At 71.5% G+C, this 18,326-nt stretch carries 16 protein-coding genes and 3 pseudogenes; 13 read left to right on the forward strand and 6 right to left on the reverse strand.

What is annotated here, in order from left to right:
- Window positions 1-18: 18 nt before the first annotated feature.
- Window positions 19-2,136 (reverse strand): MMPL family transporter, encoded by a 2,118-nt coding sequence (locus Pen02_RS31175; protein ID WP_203869733.1) that lies wholly within the window; start codon window positions 2,134-2,136, stop codon window positions 19-21.
- A gap of 245 nt (window positions 2,137-2,381) precedes the next feature.
- Here Pen02_RS31175 and Pen02_RS31180 point away from each other — a divergent pair, with 245 nt between their 5' ends.
- The 4 genes from Pen02_RS31180 to Pen02_RS31195 all read left to right on the forward strand — a co-directional run bounded on the left by Pen02_RS31180 (window position 2,382) and on the right by Pen02_RS31195 (window position 5,912).
- Window positions 2,382-3,683 carry a sensor histidine kinase gene (locus tag Pen02_RS31180; RefSeq protein ID WP_203869734.1) on the forward strand — a complete coding sequence of 434 codons (1,302 nt, stop codon included), beginning with the start codon at window positions 2,382-2,384 and terminating at the stop codon, window positions 3,681-3,683.
- A complete protein-coding gene (locus Pen02_RS31185) occupies window positions 3,635-4,279 on the forward strand; it encodes a LuxR C-terminal-related transcriptional regulator (RefSeq protein WP_203869735.1) in 645 nt (214 codons plus the stop codon). Before Pen02_RS31180 ends, Pen02_RS31185 begins: the two co-directional genes overlap by 49 nt.
- Window positions 4,280-4,482: 203 nt before the next feature.
- The gene (locus Pen02_RS31190; RefSeq protein ID WP_203869736.1) at window positions 4,483-5,688 is read left to right on the forward strand and encodes a cytochrome P450; all 1,206 of its coding nucleotides are present in this window, start codon (window positions 4,483-4,485) and stop codon (window positions 5,686-5,688) included.
- Window positions 5,685-5,912, forward strand: coding sequence for a ferredoxin (locus Pen02_RS31195; protein ID WP_203869737.1), 228 nt, complete (start codon window positions 5,685-5,687; stop codon window positions 5,910-5,912). Before Pen02_RS31190 ends, Pen02_RS31195 begins: the two co-directional genes overlap by 4 nt.
- 96 nt (window positions 5,913-6,008) lie before the next feature.
- On the opposite strand, the gene Pen02_RS31200 is transcribed toward Pen02_RS31195, so the two are convergent.
- Complete coding sequence (locus Pen02_RS31200) at window positions 6,009-6,860, reverse strand: alpha/beta fold hydrolase (RefSeq protein WP_203869738.1); 852 nt, start codon at window positions 6,858-6,860, stop codon at window positions 6,009-6,011.
- Between the two features lie 288 nt (window positions 6,861-7,148).
- Here Pen02_RS31200 and Pen02_RS31205 point away from each other — a divergent pair, with 288 nt between their 5' ends.
- The 5 genes and pseudogenes from Pen02_RS31205 to Pen02_RS31225 all read left to right on the forward strand — a co-directional run bounded on the left by Pen02_RS31205 (window position 7,149) and on the right by Pen02_RS31225 (window position 11,626).
- Window positions 7,149-7,916, forward strand: coding sequence for an alpha/beta fold hydrolase (locus Pen02_RS31205; RefSeq protein WP_203869739.1), 768 nt, complete (start codon window positions 7,149-7,151; stop codon window positions 7,914-7,916).
- Between the two features lie 468 nt (window positions 7,917-8,384).
- On the forward strand, window positions 8,385-9,839 hold the full coding sequence (locus Pen02_RS31210; protein WP_203869740.1) for an FAD-binding protein: 1,455 nt from the start codon (window positions 8,385-8,387) through the stop codon (window positions 9,837-9,839).
- A 137-nt stretch (window positions 9,840-9,976) separates the two neighbouring features.
- On the forward strand, window positions 9,977-10,612 hold the full coding sequence (locus Pen02_RS31215) for a class I SAM-dependent DNA methyltransferase (RefSeq protein ID WP_203869741.1): 636 nt from the start codon (window positions 9,977-9,979) through the stop codon (window positions 10,610-10,612).
- A 34-nt stretch (window positions 10,613-10,646) separates the two neighbouring features.
- A pseudogene (locus Pen02_RS31220) lies at window positions 10,647-10,826 on the forward strand (methyltransferase domain-containing protein); the annotation flags it as partial.
- Window positions 10,823-11,626, forward strand: coding sequence for an aminoglycoside adenylyltransferase domain-containing protein (locus tag Pen02_RS31225; RefSeq protein ID WP_203869742.1), 804 nt, complete (start codon window positions 10,823-10,825; stop codon window positions 11,624-11,626). The pseudogene Pen02_RS31220 and the gene Pen02_RS31225, both read left to right, overlap by 4 nt.
- Before the next feature lie 40 nt (window positions 11,627-11,666).
- Here Pen02_RS31225 and Pen02_RS31230 read toward each other — a convergent pair whose 3' ends face one another.
- From Pen02_RS31230 to Pen02_RS31240, 3 genes and pseudogenes are all read right to left on the reverse strand, one after another.
- Window positions 11,667-13,547, reverse strand: a complete 1,881-nt coding sequence (locus tag Pen02_RS31230) for a glycoside hydrolase family 15 protein (protein ID WP_203869743.1) — start codon at window positions 13,545-13,547, stop codon at window positions 11,667-11,669.
- Between the two features lie 58 nt (window positions 13,548-13,605).
- Window positions 13,606-14,082, reverse strand: coding sequence for a hypothetical protein (locus tag Pen02_RS31235; protein ID WP_203869744.1), 477 nt, complete (start codon window positions 14,080-14,082; stop codon window positions 13,606-13,608).
- 278 nt (window positions 14,083-14,360) lie between these two features.
- Window positions 14,361-14,991 (reverse strand): annotated as a pseudogene (locus Pen02_RS31240) (transposase family protein).
- 207 nt (window positions 14,992-15,198) lie between these two features.
- Here Pen02_RS31240 and Pen02_RS31245 point away from each other — a divergent pair.
- From Pen02_RS31245 to Pen02_RS31260, 4 genes and pseudogenes are all read left to right on the forward strand, one after another.
- Entirely contained in the window at window positions 15,199-15,717 is a 519-nt protein-coding gene (locus tag Pen02_RS31245; RefSeq protein ID WP_203869745.1) for a monooxygenase family protein, read from the forward strand.
- A 14-nt stretch (window positions 15,718-15,731) separates the two neighbouring features.
- Window positions 15,732-15,958: pseudogene (locus Pen02_RS31250) on the forward strand (transposase family protein); the annotation flags it as partial.
- Between the two features lie 133 nt (window positions 15,959-16,091).
- Entirely contained in the window at window positions 16,092-16,247 is a 156-nt protein-coding gene (locus Pen02_RS31255) for a Scr1 family TA system antitoxin-like transcriptional regulator (protein ID WP_203869746.1), read from the forward strand.
- Entirely contained in the window at window positions 16,244-16,432 is a 189-nt protein-coding gene (locus tag Pen02_RS31260; protein ID WP_203869747.1) for a DUF397 domain-containing protein, read from the forward strand. Before Pen02_RS31255 ends, Pen02_RS31260 begins: the two co-directional genes overlap by 4 nt.
- Window positions 16,433-17,061: 629 nt before the next feature.
- On the opposite strand, the gene mmsB is transcribed toward Pen02_RS31260, so the two are convergent.
- Entirely contained in the window at window positions 17,062-18,324 is a 1,263-nt protein-coding gene (mmsB, locus tag Pen02_RS31265) for a multiple monosaccharide ABC transporter permease (RefSeq protein ID WP_203869748.1), read from the reverse strand.
- Window positions 18,325-18,326: the final 2 nt, after the last annotated feature.

The raw sequence follows: 18,326 nt of genomic DNA on the forward strand, positions 1-18,326 counted from the left end.
GGTCGGTGCTGACACCGGTCAGTGCGGCACCGTGGCCGGTACGGGCTCGACCGGCGTCGGGGCCGGGGGTGCGGTCCGGGCCAGCCGGCCCGGCCACCAGGTGGCGGACCCGACCGAAAGCGCCAGCGCCGGAATCAGCAGGCTGCGCACCAGGAACGTGTCGATGAGTACGCCGACCGCGACGATCACCCCGGTCTGCACCGACGGCACCAGCGGCATCACACTCAGCGCGGCGAAGGTGGTCGCCAGCACCACCCCGGCGCTGGTGATCACTCCTCCGGTGACCGTGAGGGCGTGCAGCACGCCCTGCCGGTGCCCCCGCACGGCGACCTCCTCCCGGGCCCGGGTCATCAGGAAGATGGTGTAGTCCACGCCCAGGGCGACCAGGAACAGGAACGTCTGCAACGGCAGCGCCACCCACAGCCTCGGATGGCCCAACGCGTCGAGGATCAGGCCGGCGGCGCCCAGCGCGGCGAGGTACGACAGCACCACGCTCGCCATCAGCAGCAGCGGCGCGACCAGGGCCCGGAGCAGCAGTACCAGCACCAGGAAGACGACGATCAGGATCAGTGGCATCACCACCCGGTCGTCCCGGGCGGTGACCCGGTCGGTGTCCAACTGGTACGCCGTCTCGCCGCCCACCAACGGGTCGGCGCCGGGTACCGCCCGCAGCGCGGTACGCAGTCGGTCCACGCTCTCCTTGGCCGCTCCGGTGCTCGGGTCGTCGGCGAGTACCGCCGGAATCCGGACCCAGCGGCCGTCGGCGGAACGCTCCGGCGGGCCGACCTCGGCGACCCCGTCGACGCCCCGGGCCGCCTGGACCACCTGCTCGGCGCTGCCCGCAGCGGCCACGATCTCCGCCGGGGCGAGCGTGCCGGCCGGCCAGTGCGCCTCGACCATCCGCTGACCGGTGACCGAGCCGACCTCCCGGGTGAAGAACTCGTCGCCGGGCAGGCCGATGCTGAGGTTACCGATCCCGAGCACCAGCACGCCGAGCGCGACCGTACTGCCGATCCAGGTGGTGCCGGGCCGCCGGCCGACGAACCGGGCCACCCGGGCCCAGCCGGGGTGGTCTGCGGCGACGTCGTGTCCGACCCGGTCGACGGTGTGCCTCGGCACGAACGGCCAGAAGACCCAGCGCCCGAAGAGCACCAGCACCGCCGGCAGCAGGGTGGCCATCGCGACCAGGGTGGCGGCGATGCCGACCGCGCCGACCGGGCCGAGTCCCCGGGTCGACGGCAGGTCGGCGGCGAGCAGGCAGAGCAGGCCGGCGCCGACGGTGGCGGCCGAGGCGCACATCGCCGGGAACGAGCGGCGCAACGCCAGCGCCATCGCCTCGTGCCGGTCCTCGTGGCGGCGCAACTCCTCCCGGTAGCGGGCGACGATCAGCAGCGCGTAGTCCACCCCGACGCCGAGCACGAGTACGGTCAGGATGTTCTGGCTCTGGAAGTCGACGGTGAGTCCGCCGTACTCGGCGAGCAGGTAGACCACCGCGCTGGCCACCTGACTGGCCACTCCGGCGGTCAGCAGCGGGATCAACCAGAGCACCGGGCTGCGATAGGTGATCAGCAACAGCAGCGCCACCGCGCCGATCGTGGCGAACAGCAGCGTGACGTCCATCCCGCCGAACGCGTCGAAGAGATCCTCCTCCGCTCCGGCCGACCCGGTCAGCGCGGTACGCAGCCCCGCCGGAACCCCGTCGGCCAGCCGGTCCCGGATCTCGCCGACCGCCGCCGACTGTGCCTCGTCGGTGCCGGCGAGCGGAAAGGAGAGCAGCAGTGCCCGGCCGTCGTCGCTGGGCAGTTCGGGCGGGACGATGCCGTCGACCGCGTACCGGGCGAACGCCGTCCGGTCGGCCGCGACCTTGCTCCGGTCGGCGTCGGTGAGCCCGGCCTCGCGGGCGTAGACGGCGACCGCGACCAGCGCGTCCGGCTCGGGGAAGGCCGCCTCGGCCCGTTCGGCGGCCCGGCTCGCCTCCGCCGAGACGGGCAGGGCGCCGAGACTGTCGTTGTCCTGCACCTCGGTGAGCTTCAGCGCGAGCGGGCCGACCAGCCCGGCGACGACCACCCAGAGGGCGAGGGTCGCGAACTTGGCGCGCCGGCCGGTGATCACACCGGCCAATCGATGCCTGGACATGGCATGTTCCTCCCGGAACCTGGTAGGGCTGCTTGGCAACCGGTCGGCGGTGCGGCGGGCGCGGCGACCACGACGGCGGAAGGCGCCACTGCCCCACCCGTCCTCGGTCCGCCCCGTCCGGTCCGGACCGGTCATGCCATCGATCCAACGGGCTGGCGCGGCCACCGGCAGGGGTGGCACGACCCGAAGGATGGTGGTCGTAGCACCACCGATCACCGCCGGGCCGGTCCGCCAGAATGGGGCGCATGGACCACCCGATCGCCACCCGGCTGCCACCGTGGCTCCGACGCCGGCTCACCCAGGGCGGCCAGGCACTGCTGCTGGCCGTACTCTCGGTGAGCGCCAACATCGTCCTGCTGGTGCTCTCGGTGCTCTCGCTGGCCTTCACCGTGCTGGGGGCGGGGCTGTTCGCCTTTCCGGCGGTGACCGCCGCCGTACGCGAACTCGCCAACCACAACCGCCGGGTCGCCGGGGCGTGGACCGGCCGGGAGATCCCGGTCCCGTACCGGCCGGAGCCAGCGCAGCCGACCGTGTGGCGCCGGTACCGGTGGGTGGTGACCGACCCGGCCACCTGGCGGGACCTGCTCTGGCTGCTGCTGTCGATACCGGTCGGCCTGGTGCTCGGGCTGCTTCCGCTCGTCCTGCTGGTCTACGGCCTGGAAGGGCTGCTCGGGGTGCCGGTGCTGCTCTGGGCCCTCGACGTCTGGTACGGCTACGGCGCGATCTGGCCGGCCGACACCCTCGGCAAGGCCCTGCTGGCGCTGCCGCAGGGGGCGCTGATCCTGTTCTTCGGCGGCGTGACCGGCGAGCTGCTGCACCGGATGCACGGCGGGTTCACCCGGGGACTGCTGGCGCCGACGCCCAGCGCGGCGCTGCACCAGCGGGTCCGGCAGCTCACCGAGACCCGCTCGCAGACGGTGGACGCGCAGGCCGCCGAGCTGCGCCGGATCGAGCGGGACCTGCACGACGGCGCCCAGGCCCGGCTGGTGGCGCTGAGCATGAGCATCGGGCTCGCCGAGGAGCTGATGAGCCGGGATCCGGAGGCGGCCCAGCGGCTGATGGCCGAGGCCAGGGAGGCCAGCGGGCAGGCCCTCGGCGAACTGCGGGACCTGGTCCGGGGCATCCATCCGCCGGTACTCGCCGAACGCGGGCTGGCGGGAGCGCTCGCCGCGCTCGCGCTGAAGCTGCCGCTGCCGGTCGAGGTCGACGCCGAGCTGCCCGGCCGGCCGCTGGCCCCGGTCGAGTCGGCGGTCTACTTCGTGGCGGCCGAACTGCTGGCCAACGTCGCCAAGCACAGCGCCGCGCGCAGCGCGTGGCTACGGCTGCGCTACGGCGACGGCCGGCTGGTGCTGGTGGTCGGTGACGACGGCGTCGGCGGGGCCGACCCGGCGGGCGGTACCGGCCTGCGGGGGATCGAACGACGGCTCGCCGCCTTTGATGGCACGATGTTCGTGGCCAGCCCGCCCGGCGGGCCCACGACCGTGACCATGGAGCTGCCTTGCGAGTTGTCATCGCCGAAGACCTCGCCCTCCTCCGGGACGGGTTGACCCGGCTGCTCCACGCGTTCGACTTCGAGGTGGTGGCGGCGGTCGACAACGGGCCGGCGCTGCTGCCGGCACTGCTCGACAAGCGTCCCGACGTGGCGGTGGTCGACGTACGCCTGCCACCCACCTTCACCGACGAGGGGTTGCAGGCGGCGATCGAGGCCCGGACCCGGATTCCGGGCCTGCCGGTCCTGGTGCTGTCCCAGCACGTCGAGCAGCTCTACGCCCGCGAGTTGCTGGCCGACCGGACCGGTGCGATCGGCTACCTGCTCAAGGACCGGGTCTCCAACGTCGGCCAGTTCGTCGACGCGGTCCGACGGGTGGCGGCCGGCGGCACGGTGATGGACCCGGAGGTGATCGCCGAACTGCTGGCGAACCGCTCCGGTGCCGAGCCGCTGCACGCGCTCACCGCCCGGGAGCGGGAGGTGCTCGGCCTGATGGCGGAGGGGCGGTCCAACGCCGCGATCGCGGGCCGGCTCTTCGTCACCGAGAAGGCGGTCAGCAAGCACATCAACAGCATCTTCAGCAAGCTCGGCATGCCGCCGTCGGAGGACGACAACCGGCGGGTGCTGGCCGTGTTGACGTACCTGAACGCCTGAGGTTGTCGGCGGCGGCCGGGCCGGCGCGGCGGTACGCGATCATCCATTGTGACCAATGGAATTGATCAGTGTAGTTCGCTACTATCCGCCATCAGTGCCCTACCCGGCGCCGATGGTCCGATCGCACCGGTCACCACGGGTCAAGCCGATCGTCACCAACCGTCGCGCCGATGTCCACGCCCCGCTCGACGGAGGGATCCGACATGACGGACAGCCGGCAGGTGACCGCCCGCCCGTACCCGTTCGCCGCCCCCGACCGGCTCAACCTGGACCCGCACTACGCACGGCTGCGCCGGGACGAACCACTGATCCGGGTACGGCTGCCGTTCGGCGAGGAAGCCTGGCTCGCCACCCGCTACGCCGACGTCCGGGTCGTACTCGGCGACGCGCGGTTCAGCCGAGCCGCCGGAGTCGGACGTGACCAGCCCCGGACCATGCCCCGACAGCCGGACCTGGGCATGCTCGCGATGGACCCGCCCGACCACACCCGGCTGCGCCGACTGGTGGCGAAGGCGTTCACCGCCCGCCGGGTCGAGCAGCTCCGCAGCCGGGCCCAGGAGATCGCCGACGGGCTGGTCGACGAGATGATCGAAGCCGGTCCCCCGGCCGACCTGGTCGAGCGGTTCGCCACCCCGCTGCCGATCCAGGTCATCTGCGAGCTGCTCGGCGTACCGTTCGCCGACCGGGACAACTTCCACACCTGGTCGGAGGCGATCGTCTCGACCACCTCGCTGAGCCCGGAGCAGATCCAGGAGTACATGCAGAGCCTCTGGGGCTACATCGGCGAGCTGGTGGCGATCCGCCGCGTCGAGCCGATCGACGACCTGCTCGGTGCGATGGTGCGGGCCCGGGACGAGAACGAGGACCGGCTCACCGAGCAGGAACTCGTCCAACTCGCCGCCGGCCTGCTCGCGGCCGGGCACGAGACGACCGTGACCCAGATCCCGAACTTCGTCTACGTGCTGCTGGACAACCCGGCGGAGTTGGCCCGGCTGCGGGCCGATCCCGCACTCGTGCCGAGCGCCGTCGAGGAACTGTTGCGCTTCGTACCGCTCGGGGCCGCCTCGGCCTTCCCCCGGTACGCGACCGAGGACATCGAGCTGGGCGGCGTACTGGTCCGGGCCGGTGAGCCGGTACTGCCGGCGGTCGGTTCGGCCAACCGGGATGGCACGGTCTTCGCCGACCCGGACCGGCTCGACCTGGGTCGGGAGGCCAATCCGCACGTCGGCTTCGGTCACGGGGTGCACCACTGCCTCGGCGCGCAGCTCGCCCGGATGGAGTTGCAGGTGGCGATCGGCACCCTGGTCAACCGGCTGCCCGGGCTGCGGCTGGCGGTACCGGAGCCGGAGGTGCCCTGGAAGAGCGGACTGCTGGTACGCGGCCCGCTCGCGCTGCCGGTGGCCTGGTGAGCGCCGCCTGGCGGGTCAGCGTCGACCCGCACCGCTGCATCGGCTCGGGCATCTGCGCCGGTACCGCGCCGGAGCACTTCCGACTCGTCGACGGGTTGTCCATCCCGCTGGCCGACACCGTCGCCCCGGCCGACCCGGTCGTCGACGCGGCCGAGTCCTGCCCGGTCGAGGCGATCCTGGTGCGGGACGCGAGCGACGAACGGGTGATCGCACCGGAGTCGTGACACCCGGCTGGCTGCCGGCTGGACGCACCGAACCCCCGGTCAGACCAAACGTCCCGACCGGGGGCCGGTCAGATCAGCGCCTCGACCGGGGGCCGGTCAGATCAGCGCCTCGACCGGGGTCCGGATGAAGTCGAGCAGCGCCTGGTTGACCTCGTCGGCGTGGGTCCACGGGATGCCGTGCGGTGCACCCTTCAGGGTGACCAGTTGACTGTTGGGCATCGCCGCGTGCATCCGCTGCCCCGTCACCGGGTACGGCAGCACCCGGTCCTGGTCGCCCTGGATAATCAGTGCCGGTACGTCGATCCGGGGCAGGTCCGGTCGGAAGTCGGTGAGCCAGGCGGGGATGCTGGCCAGGGTGCCGATCGGCGACGCGTTCACCGCGACGCTCCAGTTCATCCGGACCACCTCGTCGCTGACCCGCTTGCCGAGGTTCTCGTCGAGGTTGTAGAAGTCGTGCAGGAACGACGTCTGGTATTTGGCCCGGTCCGCGATCACGCTCTGCATGAAGCCGTCGAAGAGGCTCTGGTCGACGCCCTCCGGGTTGTCCTCCGTCTTGAGCAGGAACGGCGGGATGGGCGAGATGAAGACCGCCCGGTTCACCCGCGCGGAGCCGTAGTTGGAGATGTACCTGGTCACCTCGCCGGTCCCCATCGAGTGGCCGACCAGGATGGCGTCGGTGAGGTCCAACTCGTTCATCAGGATGCTGAGATCGGCGGCGAAGGTGTCGTAGTCGTAGCCGATCGCCGGTTGACTCGACGTGCCGAATCCGCGCCGGTCGTAGGAAATTGTCCGATAGCCGGCGTTGAGCAGTGGATTGATCTGTTTCTCCCAGGCCGAGGCACTGAGCGGGAAGCCGTGGATGAGCACCACGGGCTGTCCGGCGCCATGGTCCTCGTAGTGCAGGTCAATTGGCGCGGAGTTCTCCACGCCGACAGTCAGATAGGGCACCCGACTCTCCCCTTCCCCGTGTTCACCCGCCGGCAGTACGCCGCGTCGATCGGCGGCGCGGTCGCGTCGACCCGGCGCCGCGATGCGACGACACAGCTACCTCGGCGAAAATTGCACTAATTGTCGAATCTGCCGGCCTCGGTCAGCCTATCCACCCGGCCCGGACCACAGCGGCGGGATGGCGATTTTCGCCCGCCCCGCCGCCCGGACACGGCTGACGACCGCCTCGCGGGCCCACGGCCGATAACCGCTGGTGCGCCCGGCGGGACCGGCCTAGGGTTGCCCGCGATGACGCTTGCACACGATGTCGACGGTGACGGCCCCGCCGTCCTGCTACTGCACTCCTCGGTCTGCGACCGCCGGATGTGGGACCCCCAGTGGCCCGCCCTACGCGACGCCGGCTATCAGGTGATCCGGTGCGACTTCCGGGGCTTCGGCCAGACCCCGGTGCCGGACCGCCCCTGGTCCGAGGCGCAGGACGTACGCGACCTGCTGGACGAGCTGCGGATCGACCGGGTGGCGCTGGTCGCCGCCTCGTTCGGCGGTCGGGTGGGGCTGGAGGTGGCTGCCCGGTGGCCGGACCGGGTGAGCGCGCTGACGCTGCTCTGCGCCGGCATGCCGGGCCACCTGCCCGGGCCGGAGCTACGGGCCTTCGGCCAGCGCGAGGACGAACTGCTGGAGGCCGGTGACGTGGCGGGGGCCGTCGACCTCAACCTGCAGACCTGGCTGGGGCCCGAGGCCGACGGCGCGACCCGGGATCGGGTACGCGAGATGCAGCGGCACGCCTTCGACGTCCAACTGGCGGCCACCGAGGACGTACCGCGCCTCGATCTCGGCGAGCCCGACCTCGGTGAGATCACCGCACCCTGCCTCGCCGTCTCCGGCCGGCACGACCTGCCGGACTTCCGACAGATCGCCGCCCGGCTGCCGGATCTGCTGCCCGACGCCCGACACCTGGAACTGCCCTGGGCCGGCCACCTCCCCAGCCTGGAACGCCCCGCCGAGGTCACCGCGTTGATCCTCGACTTCCTCCGCGAGACCCTGCCGGGCCGCTGAGCCGGACGACACGCACGAGTCCTTTCCGGCACGACTCCGCGTACCGACCACAAAGCAGGGTGTAGCAGGCGGTGGCATTGCGGTGGCATCCGGTTTAGCGGGTGCGCCATTGCGCACGACCGTGGCCGATCGGGTCGATTACCGCAACGCTTCTTTCGGCGTGCCTTAAGGACGATGACGCTCGTTTTCCGCACTGTTAGCGTGACCTCGCCCCGATGCCCGCGCGAGTCGGCGGACAGACCGGGCACCGCACACGAACGTCGGTATTTGGTTCCGTACACAACGGTCCGTCCACATACCTCGGCACCCTCGTCACGTCCGCCACACCCCGACGGGAGCACCTTTCCCGGCACTGCGCCTTCCAGATGACGGTGCGGAGAAAGGATCGCAGATGCGGTTGCCACCCGCCGGCCGGCGCGCATTCCCCGACCCCGTGGTGCCCACCTTTTCCAGGAAGGATTGAACGGCATGAGTACGCGTTCGACACCAGGCGCACTTTCCCGCCGTGGCGCACTCAAGGCGCTGGTCGGCGGCGGGCTCGTCGTCGGCTTCTCCGCTGCCGCCGGTGGCTGGGTCACGGCGGCACAGGCGGCCACCCTGCCCGACTTCGCCCTGCTTCCGCCGCTCGACGGCACACTGCACCTGGACGAGGCGACCCGCACGGAGTACGGGCAGGACTTCGGCCAGATCGTCTTCGAGCAGCCGCTGGCCGTGCTGAAGCCCGGATCCGCGCGCGACATCTGCCGCGTCATCCGGTTCGCCCGCCAGAACCGCATCCGCGTCGTCGGACGCGGCAAGAGCCACACTACCTACGGCCAGGCGCAGACGCCGGCAGGCGTACTGATCGACATGAGTACGCTGGCGACGATCCACTCCATCGCACCGGACCGCGTCACCGTGGACGCGGGAATCCGCTGGCACGACCTGCTCAAGGCGACCCTGGAGCAGGGACTGATGCCGCCCGTGCTGACGGACTACATCGGGCAGACGGTCGGCGGCACGCTCTCGGTCGGCGGCGTCGGCGCCATGACCTACCGGAACGGCGCGCAGGTCGACCACGTGCTCCAACTGACCGTGATCACCGGTACGGGTCAGCAGGTGCAGTGCTCCCCCCGGCAGAACCGCGACCTGTTCGAGGCGGTACTCGCCGGACAGGGCCAGGTGGCGATGATCACGCAGGCGGTACTGCGGCTCGTGCCGGCCCCCGGCGCCGTGCGGCACTACAACCTGTTCTTCCCCGACCTGGCCACCATGATGGGCGACGTCGACCGCCTGATGACCGACGAGCGGTTCGACCAGATCGAGGCATGGGCGCGTCCGCAGCCCGACGGCACCTGGGGGTACCAGCTCGAGGCGGTCGCCTTCCACACCCCCGCCGGCCCGCCCGACGACGCCGCGCTGCTCGCCGGTCTCCGGCATCTGCCGGCGGCCACCCGGATCACCGACCGGACCTTCTGGGAGTGGTCCAGCCGGGTGGCGCTCAACCTCCCCAAGCAACCGCACCCGTGGATCGACCTGATCGTGCCGGGCTCGGCGATCACCTCGTTCGTCGGCGACGCGCTCGCGACGATCGAGTCGTTCGCACCGGACGACCGCTACATGATCCTGCTGGTCCCGGCGAAGACGGCGAACTTCACCCGCCCGCTGTTCCGCACGCCGCGCGAGGAGCGCGCCTTCATCTTCGACATCATGCGGTTCTCGCCGTACGACCCGAACGTGCTCGAACAGATCCTGGACTACAACCGTGAGTTGTACGACAAGAACCGTGCCCTCGGCGGATTCCACTATCCGATCAGCGCGCTGCGGCTGACCGCCGACGACTGGCAGCGGCACTACGGCCCGTACTGGCGGACCCTGCTGGCCGCCAAGCGCCGCTACGACCCGGACAACGTGCTGGCCGGCGGGCCGGACGTACTCGGCTAGCCGCCGGCGGTAACCGGGCGGTTGCCCGGGTGCCTGAGGTTGCCGAAATTGCCGAGGTTGCCGGCTCAGGGTCTGTCCCGCCCCAACACCGGGAGTGCGGTGTGGGACGGACCCTGAACCGGCTAGGGTCGTCGACCATGACTGTGCAGGGTTGGCTGGCGGACACCCGGACCTCGTACGACACCGTCGCGGAGCGCTATGCCGACATGTTCCGGCACGCGCTCGACGACGCGCCGTACGACCGGGCGATCCTGACCCTCTTCGCCGACCTGGTCCGGCGTACCGGGGACGGTCCGGTGGCGGATGTCGGCTGCGGCACCGGCCGGATCACCGCGTACCTGACCGGGCTTGGCCTGGACGTGTTCGGCATCGACCTCTCCCCCGGCATGATCGACATCGCTCGGCGCGACCACCCCGCCCTGCGCTTCGAGGTCCGCTCGATGACCGACCTCGACCTGCCCGACGCCGCGCTCGCCGGCCTGCTCGCCTGGTGGTCCCTGATCCACGTCCCCGACGAGGCGATCCCGGCGGTCCTCGCCCAGTTCCGCCGGGTGTTGCGCCCCGGCGCCCCGCTGCTGCTCGGCTTCTTCGCCGGCGACGAGAGTCGGCTGCGGACCGAGGGCTACGGCGGCCATCCGATGCGGGTGTACGTCCACCGCCGCCCGCCGGAGCGGGTGGCGGCCTGGTTGCACGACGCCGGCTTCACGGTCGAGGCCCGGATGGTGCTCGACACGGAGAAGCCCTCCACCGGAGCGATCCTCATCGCCCGTTGAGGACGCATCCGGGGCCGGCCGGTCGGCCGCCACTCCCCACAACCACGTCGACCTCGTCGTCGGTGCCCTGGCGCCGACCCGTCTTCCCGACCTCGGGCCGGTGTTCACTGAGTTCGCCCGCGTCCTCCGCCCCGGTGGCCAACTCGTGATCTCCGACGCCCACCAGGAACGGGTGGCGTTGGGTTCTTCCGCGCATGGCAGGGTGTCGCGGTGACCTCGACCCTTCCGCCGGCCGAGACGGCCTACCTCGCAGGAGTGTTGGCGCGGCTGCGCGCCGTACTCGGAGACACGCTGCTCGGCGTCTATCCCACCGGCTCGCTCGCGCTCGACGGCTACACGCCGGGCCGCAGCGACGTCGACCTGATCGCCGTGGTCGAGCAGGCGGATTTGGCGGTACTGGAGACCGTCGCGGCCGAGCTGTCCCACGACGTACTGCCCTGCCCCGCCACCGGTCTGGAGTTCGTCCTCTACGAACGGTCGACGCTCGCCGTGGCCGGTACCGGGGCCGGCTTCGTCCTGAACCTGAACACCGGACGGGAACTGCCACCGAAGGTCGAGTTCGGAGCCGGCGACGACGAGGCCGTGTTCTGGTACCCGATCGACCGGTCGATCAGCAGCCAGCAGGGCCACGCGCTGCTCGGTCCGCCCCCGGGCACACTGCTCGGACCGGTGCCGTTCGCGACACTCCTGCCGGTGGTCGTCGAGTCGGTCGAGGCACGCCTGCACGCCGACCTCGACCTCGGCGACAACGCGGTGCTCAACGCCTGCCGCTCGCTGCGGTACGCCACCCACCGCCGGTGGTACCCGAAGCGCCAGGCCGCGCAGTGGGCGGCCGGCGTCGCGCCGAAGTTCGGCCCGTTGATCGACGCGGCGCTGCGCAGCTACGCCCGTGGTCGGGCGGCCGGGGCCACGGTCGACGGCGCGGAGGTACGCGCCTTCCTCGCCTTCGTCCTCGGCCGGCTCGACCGGGACCGCCGACCGGCGGCGAGCGCGGGCCGACCGGGGGGACGGTAGACCACCGCTGACCGTGCTGCCGGCCGGTCGGCGGGCCGGCCTATCCGGCCGGCGCCGACCGGATCGCGAGCGCGGCCTGGACGAGCGCCGCGTGGGTCAGGGTCTGCGGGTAGTTGCCGAGATGGGCGCCGGTCACCGGGTCCATCTGCTCCGCATAGAGGCCGAGCGGACTCGCCCGGTCGAGGAGTGCCTCGAACAGTTCGACCGCCTCGGCCCGCCGCCCGGTCTGCGCGAGGGCCTGGGCGAGCCAGAACGAGCAGGGCAGGAAGGCCGCCTCCGTGCCCGGCAAACCGTCGTGTCCGGGTGGGTAGCGGTAGAGCAGCGGGCCGCCCGCGCCGAGGTCGCCGCGGATCGCCTCGATGGTGCCGTCGACCAGGGGCGAGCCGGTCTCCTCGATGCCGATCAGCGGCAGCACCAGCAGGGCCGCGTCGAGTTCCGACGAGCCGTAGCTGCGGACGTAGCTCGGCCGTTCGGGGTCGACGCCGTGCACCCGGACGTCGGCCGCGATCGCCTGCCAGGCGTCCCGCCACCGTTGCCGTTGCCGGGCCGGCAACCGATGGGTCTCGGCTATCCGCAGCGCCCGGTCCAGGGCGAGCCAGCCCATCAGCTTGGAGTGCACCTGCTGGCTGGGCGTACGCAGCTCCCAGATGCCGGCATCCGGTTCCCGCCAGCGCCGGGACACCACGTCGGCGAAGCCGCGTACCGTCCGCCAGGTCTCGCCGTCGAGGCGGTGTCCGGCCTGCGCGTACACCCAGGCGGCGTCGACGACCCAGCCGTAGCCGTCGAGCTGGTGCTGGTGGGCGGCACCGTTGCCGGTCCGTACCGGGGTGCTGCCGGCGTAGCCGGGCCAGCCGCCGAGCCGGCGCTCCGGTGGCACCCGCAGACCGTCGAGGGTGAACAGTGCGGCCAGCCGGGGCCGCTGCAACCGGCTCGCCCGCAACAGCCAGGCGAGGAAGCCACGGGCCTGGTCGGGCTTGCCGACCCCGAGGAACGCCGCCACGCCGATGCTGGCGTCGCGGGGCCAGACGTACCGGTAGTCCCAGTTCCGTACCCCGCCGGGCCACTCCGGCAGCGAGGTGGTCGGCGCCGCCACCGGGGCGTGCGACGGCGAGTGCGTCAGCAGCCGCAGGGTCAGCAGGCTCCGCGCCACGGCGTCCCGGAACGGCAGGTCGGGGTCGACCTCGGCGATCCAGGCCCGCCAGTGGGCCTCGTCGGCGCGCAGCAGTGCCCAGGCGGCGTCCGGCGCGACCGCGACCAGTGGTTCCCGGTGGGCCACGGCCAGCACGAAGGTGACCGGTCGGCCAGGCAGCACGCTCACCGGTATCCGCCGTCCCGGTTCGACGGTCGGCCCCGGGGCGCAGTGCAGCGACACCGCGAGCGCGCCCCACTCGCAGACGAGCAGCGGTCGGCGGCGCCGGATCCGGGGCGGTCGGTGGCCGGTCCCGAGCCGGGGGTCGAACTCGACGACGGCCGCGACCGGGCCGCCCTCGGCCGACAGGCGCCGGACGAGCAGGGTCGCCGGCAGCAGCCGGCCGGCGACCTCGGCGACCATTCCCTCGGTGAGGGTGAGCCGTTGGCCGCCGATCGCCCAGGTCGTCCGCAGGGTGGCGGTGTGCCGCCGGTACCGCCGTTCGACCAGCGGGGCCGGTCGAGCCGGACCGATCCGGTACGTGCCCGCCTCCGGCCCGCCGACGAGCCGGCCGAACAGGGGCTCACCGTCGAACCGGGGTACGCACATCCAGTCGATCGCGCCGGCACTGGAGACCAGGGCGGCGGTACGGGTGTCGCCGAGCAGCCCGTAGTCCGCGATCGGCGGCAGGCTGGCCCCGGACCCGCCCGGCTGCCCACCGGCCGTCGCCCCGGAACCGCCTGACCCCGAACCGGCCGTCGCACCGGGACCGTCGGCCGGTACGTCGGTCATCGCGGCTCCCCGCGCCAGCCGGCCGGTTGTCCGTCGGCCCGACCGGCGGCGGACCGGCTCACCGGGCCTGCAGGAGCAGTCCGAGGACGGCCCCGTAGAGGACGTGTATGGCGGCGGTGACCACTGGAGTCTGCACGCCGTAGTTGAGGGCCAGCAGGCCCGGCGGCTCCAGTACGGCCGTGCTGGCCGGCCCGGCCCGCGCCGACGCCATCCGGGGATGTACGCCCGGCAGCAGCGGCAGCAGCACCGTCAGCGCGATACCGACGTGCACCACGCCGAGCAGTGCGCCGATCCACCAGGTCGCGCGGTCCAGCAGGGCGAACACGGCGGCGTAGCCGAGCGCGAAGCCCTGACCGGCGAGCAGGTGGATGACGAACCCGACCACCCGGGCCCGGTCCGGGTCCTCGGTGACCAGGGTGCCGAGGATCAGCGGCAGGTCGACCCGGGTGAGCCCGACGAGCTGCGCGGTGATCATCGCCGCCGTGAGCGCGGCGGTCGCCACCACACCGAACAGCGCCCATCCCGCCCAGTCCATCTCACCCGGGGTGGCCGAGCGCGAGGACCTGTCGGCCCGGCCCGCTCGCCAGGACGTTTACCGGATCGACCATCGGCCTACCTCCTGGCTTCCGCAGCGTCACGGCGTGCCGGGGCGTCCTGCGGCTCGGCGCGAGTTCCACCCTGATCGCCGCCGCGCCGGCCGCCGCCGCGCCGACGTTCGTACGGATATACCGTATACGCCGCAGTAGTCGGAAAACGGGCGGCTCGCCGAGCCGATGTCCTCGGAGACGCCACATCACTGAGCCTTTTCCATCCTCAGTAGACCGGGTTCTCGATGTGATGCAGAACCAGGATGGCCTTCACCATCGAGGTCGTCCGGCAAGGACTACAGCGCAACTTGACCAGGATCGTCCAGGTCTTGAGGATGGCGACCGCGCGTTCACCGCGAGCGCGGACACGGGCGTGGGACCTGTTCACGGCCTCCTGTCGGCGTGACAGCTTGGGCCGGTAGCGGTGTCGTTTGAACGGGGTGCGGATGGTGCCGCCGGCGCCCTGGTACGCCTTGTCGGCGAAGGTCATCACGTTCGCGCTGGTCAGCGCGTCGATGATGTCGTGGGTTCGGGCGGCGGTCAGGTCGTGCGCCGAGCCGGGCAGAGCCTGCGACGCCCACACGAGGCGGCCGGCCGGGTCTGCGATGACCTGGACGTTCATGCCGTGCCAGCGGTGTTTGCCGGAGCAGTACGGCTTCTGGTCGGCGACGCGGTCGATCGGCTAGGCGGGTGAGGGTGTCGCCGTTGCGCAAGTGGGCCAGGGCGAGCAGTGCTTACCGGCCGGGGTCGAGGCGCCGCCGGCGGGATCGTCGCTGGTGGCGATGGGTCCGAATCAGATCGGCGAGGTGGTTCAGCGATCGGGTGGACAGCGGGATCGTGGCGGGGTAAGACAGCAACGAGGCTCCCGGTAGGGGCATCTTTTTGGGTCGATTGCTTGTCTTACCGGGAGCCTCACCCCACCGGGCTCCCGGCCTCCCCGACGCTGCTGACCTGCATTATCGGGTTAAAGATGGCTCACTGATCGAGAAGGCCGTGCGCATCAAGTAGATGGTCGGTGCGCGCCCTTACCATCGGAGGATCCCTGACCTGAAGGAGATCCAGCGATGCCGAGCCGCGTCAATCGAGAGACCGTCGACCTGTCGTCCTATCCCGACCTGGTGGTGGTCTATCTGGGTATGCGCGTCAACCGGCTCTACGGCCTGCGCACCCTGATGGCCCGCGGCCCGCGGATCGGCCGGTCGGACGACAGGCCGGAGGGGCTGCTCGCGCACGAGCCGCTCCTCTGGTCGTTGTTCCCCATGCACCTCGGCATCCGCCAGTACTGGCGGGACCTACCCACGCTACTGGCCTGGGCCCGCTCCGAGCCGCACCGCCTGTGGTGGCGCGACTTCCTGCGCGACAGCGGCGGCACCGGCTTCTGGCACGAGACCTACCTGCTGCGCGGCGGCATGGAGGCGGTCTACGACGACATCCCGCAGCGCCGCGGCTTCGCATCCTTCGCCCCGGTCCACCCGGCCCGTGGCGCGATGTTCGGCTCGGCCGCGCGGCTCGGCCGCCCGGAGGACGACATCGCCCCGGTCGTCACCGAGGACGACCTCTACACCCCCGGGACCGGGCACTAGGTTCCGTCTCTTAGATCAAGGCCCCCTTCAAACGGCGCCGGTTCCGGTCGAACCTGTCACGCCGGCAGAAGGCCGTCAACCGCGCCCACGCGAAGATCCGCGACCGCGGCGAACGCGCGATCGCCATTCTCAAGACCTGGAAATCCTGGCCCAGCTGCGCTGCTGCCCACGCCGGGCAACCACGATCGTGCAGGCCATCCTCGTTCTGCACCACGTTGAAGCCAACCGCTACGCAAGATGAAAACCGCTCACTGTTGCATTCCCGTGGATCTTCGCCGTCCTTTTCTGACATTGTTCGTTCGGCATCAGAAGATCATGCCGCGATCATAACGAAATCCTCGGCATTCCCACCTGGACTGAGGCGCAGGGTCCGCATGGTCGGCTATCTGGAGGACTTCTTCGAGGGACGGGTGCACACCGAACCCGGCCGAGTGACCGCGCTGGACCGGATCTGGCACGCCGTCAACGCGGTAGCGTTGCCGCGCGACCAGTCGCGAGACCTGATTCTGAGGATGGTGAAGGACCTGTGACGACCGACAGCGCCCGCTGGCGCACGTCGCGCCGCAGCAACCAGTCCGGCGGCAACTGCGTCGAGGTCGCCGACAACCTACCCGACCGGGTACTCGTCAGGGACAGCAAGGACCGCCCGGGACCGGTCCTGACCTTCGCACCCGCAGCGTGGCGGAACTTCGTCCGCGATGCCGTCACACGCTGACCTCGTGCCCCGTGGTCGAAGGTTGGCCGGGTAAACCGTTGGTCTCGGTCACCACCGGGGGTTGCCGACCTCCTGACAACGGACCGGGCGCGAGGTGGTGTCGGGGCGGGGTAACCGCCTGGGGGACTGTCGACCTGCCCCGCTTGTGCGCCCACGGTCCCGGGCCGTCCGGGCCCCGACCAGCGCCGCCGGCGGCAGACCCGAGCCGCATGGAGCACCGTGCGCCGTCCCAGCCCTCCGTGCCCCGTCTGTGCACCCAGCTCGACAGCCCGCGCACCGGACTACTACTGCCCAGGGCGGCCGTCCGGGGCAGCCGCCGAGGGGCAGCCGCCAAGGGGCAGCCACCGGATGTCGCGGTCGAGGGCGGCCGTCGGGGCCGCTCATCCCGGTCAGGCGGGCCGTCCGCTCAAAGGTGCCGGTGGCCCACCGGCACAGCGCCGGTAACGGTCACCCGGGCGGCGGGCATCTTCAGAATGACCGCGACACTGCCGGCGCCGTTCCAGTTGCCAGTCCGGCGCGACAGTGCCGGAGCCACCGCCGGGCAGGTGGGACGCAGCCGGCCCGGCCCCGAATCCATCCGGTCGCCCCAGTGCGGTGACGAGATGGCCGAGACCGGGCCGGCGACGGTACTACCGGGAGGCGCCCGCGCGCCGCTTGGTCCAGACGTCGAAGGCGACCGCCGCGAGCAGCACGGCGCCCTTGACCAGCATCACCCGCTCGCTCGGCGCGCCCATCAGCGACATGCCGTTGTTGATCACGCCCATGATCAGGCCGCCGGTGATCGCCCCGACCACCTTGCCGACACCGCCCTGCACGGCCGCCCCGCCGATGAACGCCGCCGCGATGGCGTCGAGTTCGAAGGCGTTGCCGGCGGTCGGTCCGGCCTGGTTGAGCCGGCCGGCGAAGATGATCCCGGCGAGCGCGGAGAGCACGCCCATGTTGACGAAGATCCAGAAGATCACCGACTTGACCTTGACGCCGCTCAGCGTCGCGGCCTGGAGGTTGCCGCCGACCGCGTAGATCTGCCGGCCGAAGACGGCCCGGTTGGTCAGCAGCGAGTACGCCAGGATCAGCCCGGCGAGCAGGATCAGCACCCAGGGCAGGTTCTTGAACCGGGCCAACTGCACGATCACCGTCATCACCACGACGCCGGCCAGGGCGAGCTTGAGCACGAACAGCGGCAGCGGTTCGACGCTCTGCTGGTAGCCGAGCCGGGCCGCCCGGCCGCGCCACTGGACGAGTACGATGCCGGCCACGGCGGCGATCCCGACCAGCAGACTGAACAGGTCGGCCCCGCCCAGCGGGCCGAGCCCGATGTTGCCCAGGTAGCCCTCGGTGAAGCCGGTGGCGAGGGTACGCACCGGGTCCGGGAACGGGCCGATGCCCTGGTTGCCGAGGACGGTCAGGGTGAGCGCCCGGAACAGCAGCATGCCGGCCAGCGTCACGATGAACGCCGGGATGCCGAAGTAGGCGATCCAGAAGCCCTGCCAGGCCCCGATCAGCCCGCCGACGACGAGCGTGATCAGCAGGGCGAGTGGCCAGGGTACGTCGTGCTCGACCATCAGCACGGCGGCGATCGCGCCGGTCACCGCCACCACCGAGCCGGCGGAGAGGTCGATGTGCCCGGCGATGATGATCAGGATCATCCCGATCGCCAGGATCAGCACGTACGAGTTCTGCACGACGATGTTGGAGATGTTCTGCGGCTGGAGCAGCGCCCCCTCGGTCAGCACCGAGAAGAGCAGCACGATCAGCGCGAAGGCGACGTAGATGCCGCTCTGCCGCAGGTTCACCGACAACCGTCGGCCGGAGCCGCCGGCCGGGGTGGGCGGTTCACCGAGACCGGGTCCGCTCACCGCCACGTCGGCGTTGGTGGGTGCGGTGGCGCTCATCG

The organism is Plantactinospora endophytica, assembly GCF_016862915.1.
Taxonomy (GTDB): Bacteria; Actinomycetota; Actinomycetes; order Mycobacteriales; family Micromonosporaceae; genus Plantactinospora; species Plantactinospora endophytica.

Coding starts and splice junctions, on each gene's coding strand:
- Pen02_RS31235 (WP_203869744.1), bottom strand. CDS start 14,082: ATGGACTGGGCGGGATGGGCGCTGTTCGGTGTGGTGGCGACCGCCGCG.
- Pen02_RS31205 (WP_203869739.1), top strand. CDS start 7,149: ATGACGCTTGCACACGATGTCGACGGTGACGGCCCCGCCGTCCTGCTA.
- Pen02_RS31175 (WP_203869733.1), bottom strand. CDS start 2,136: ATGTCCAGGCATCGATTGGCCGGTGTGATCACCGGCCGGCGCGCCAAG.
- Pen02_RS31245 (WP_203869745.1), top strand. CDS start 15,199: ATGCCGAGCCGCGTCAATCGAGAGACCGTCGACCTGTCGTCCTATCCC.
- Pen02_RS31255 (WP_203869746.1), top strand. CDS start 16,092: ATGGTCGGCTATCTGGAGGACTTCTTCGAGGGACGGGTGCACACCGAA.
- Pen02_RS31210 (WP_203869740.1), top strand. CDS start 8,385: ATGAGTACGCGTTCGACACCAGGCGCACTTTCCCGCCGTGGCGCACTC.
- Pen02_RS31180 (WP_203869734.1), top strand. CDS start 2,382: ATGGACCACCCGATCGCCACCCGGCTGCCACCGTGGCTCCGACGCCGG.
- Pen02_RS31190 (WP_203869736.1), top strand. CDS start 4,483: ATGACGGACAGCCGGCAGGTGACCGCCCGCCCGTACCCGTTCGCCGCC.
- mmsB (WP_203869748.1), bottom strand. CDS start 18,324: ATGAGCGCCACCGCACCCACCAACGCCGACGTGGCGGTGAGCGGACCC.
- Pen02_RS31215 (WP_203869741.1), top strand. CDS start 9,977: ATGACTGTGCAGGGTTGGCTGGCGGACACCCGGACCTCGTACGACACC.
- Pen02_RS31230 (WP_203869743.1), bottom strand. CDS start 13,547: ATGACCGACGTACCGGCCGACGGTCCCGGTGCGACGGCCGGTTCGGGG.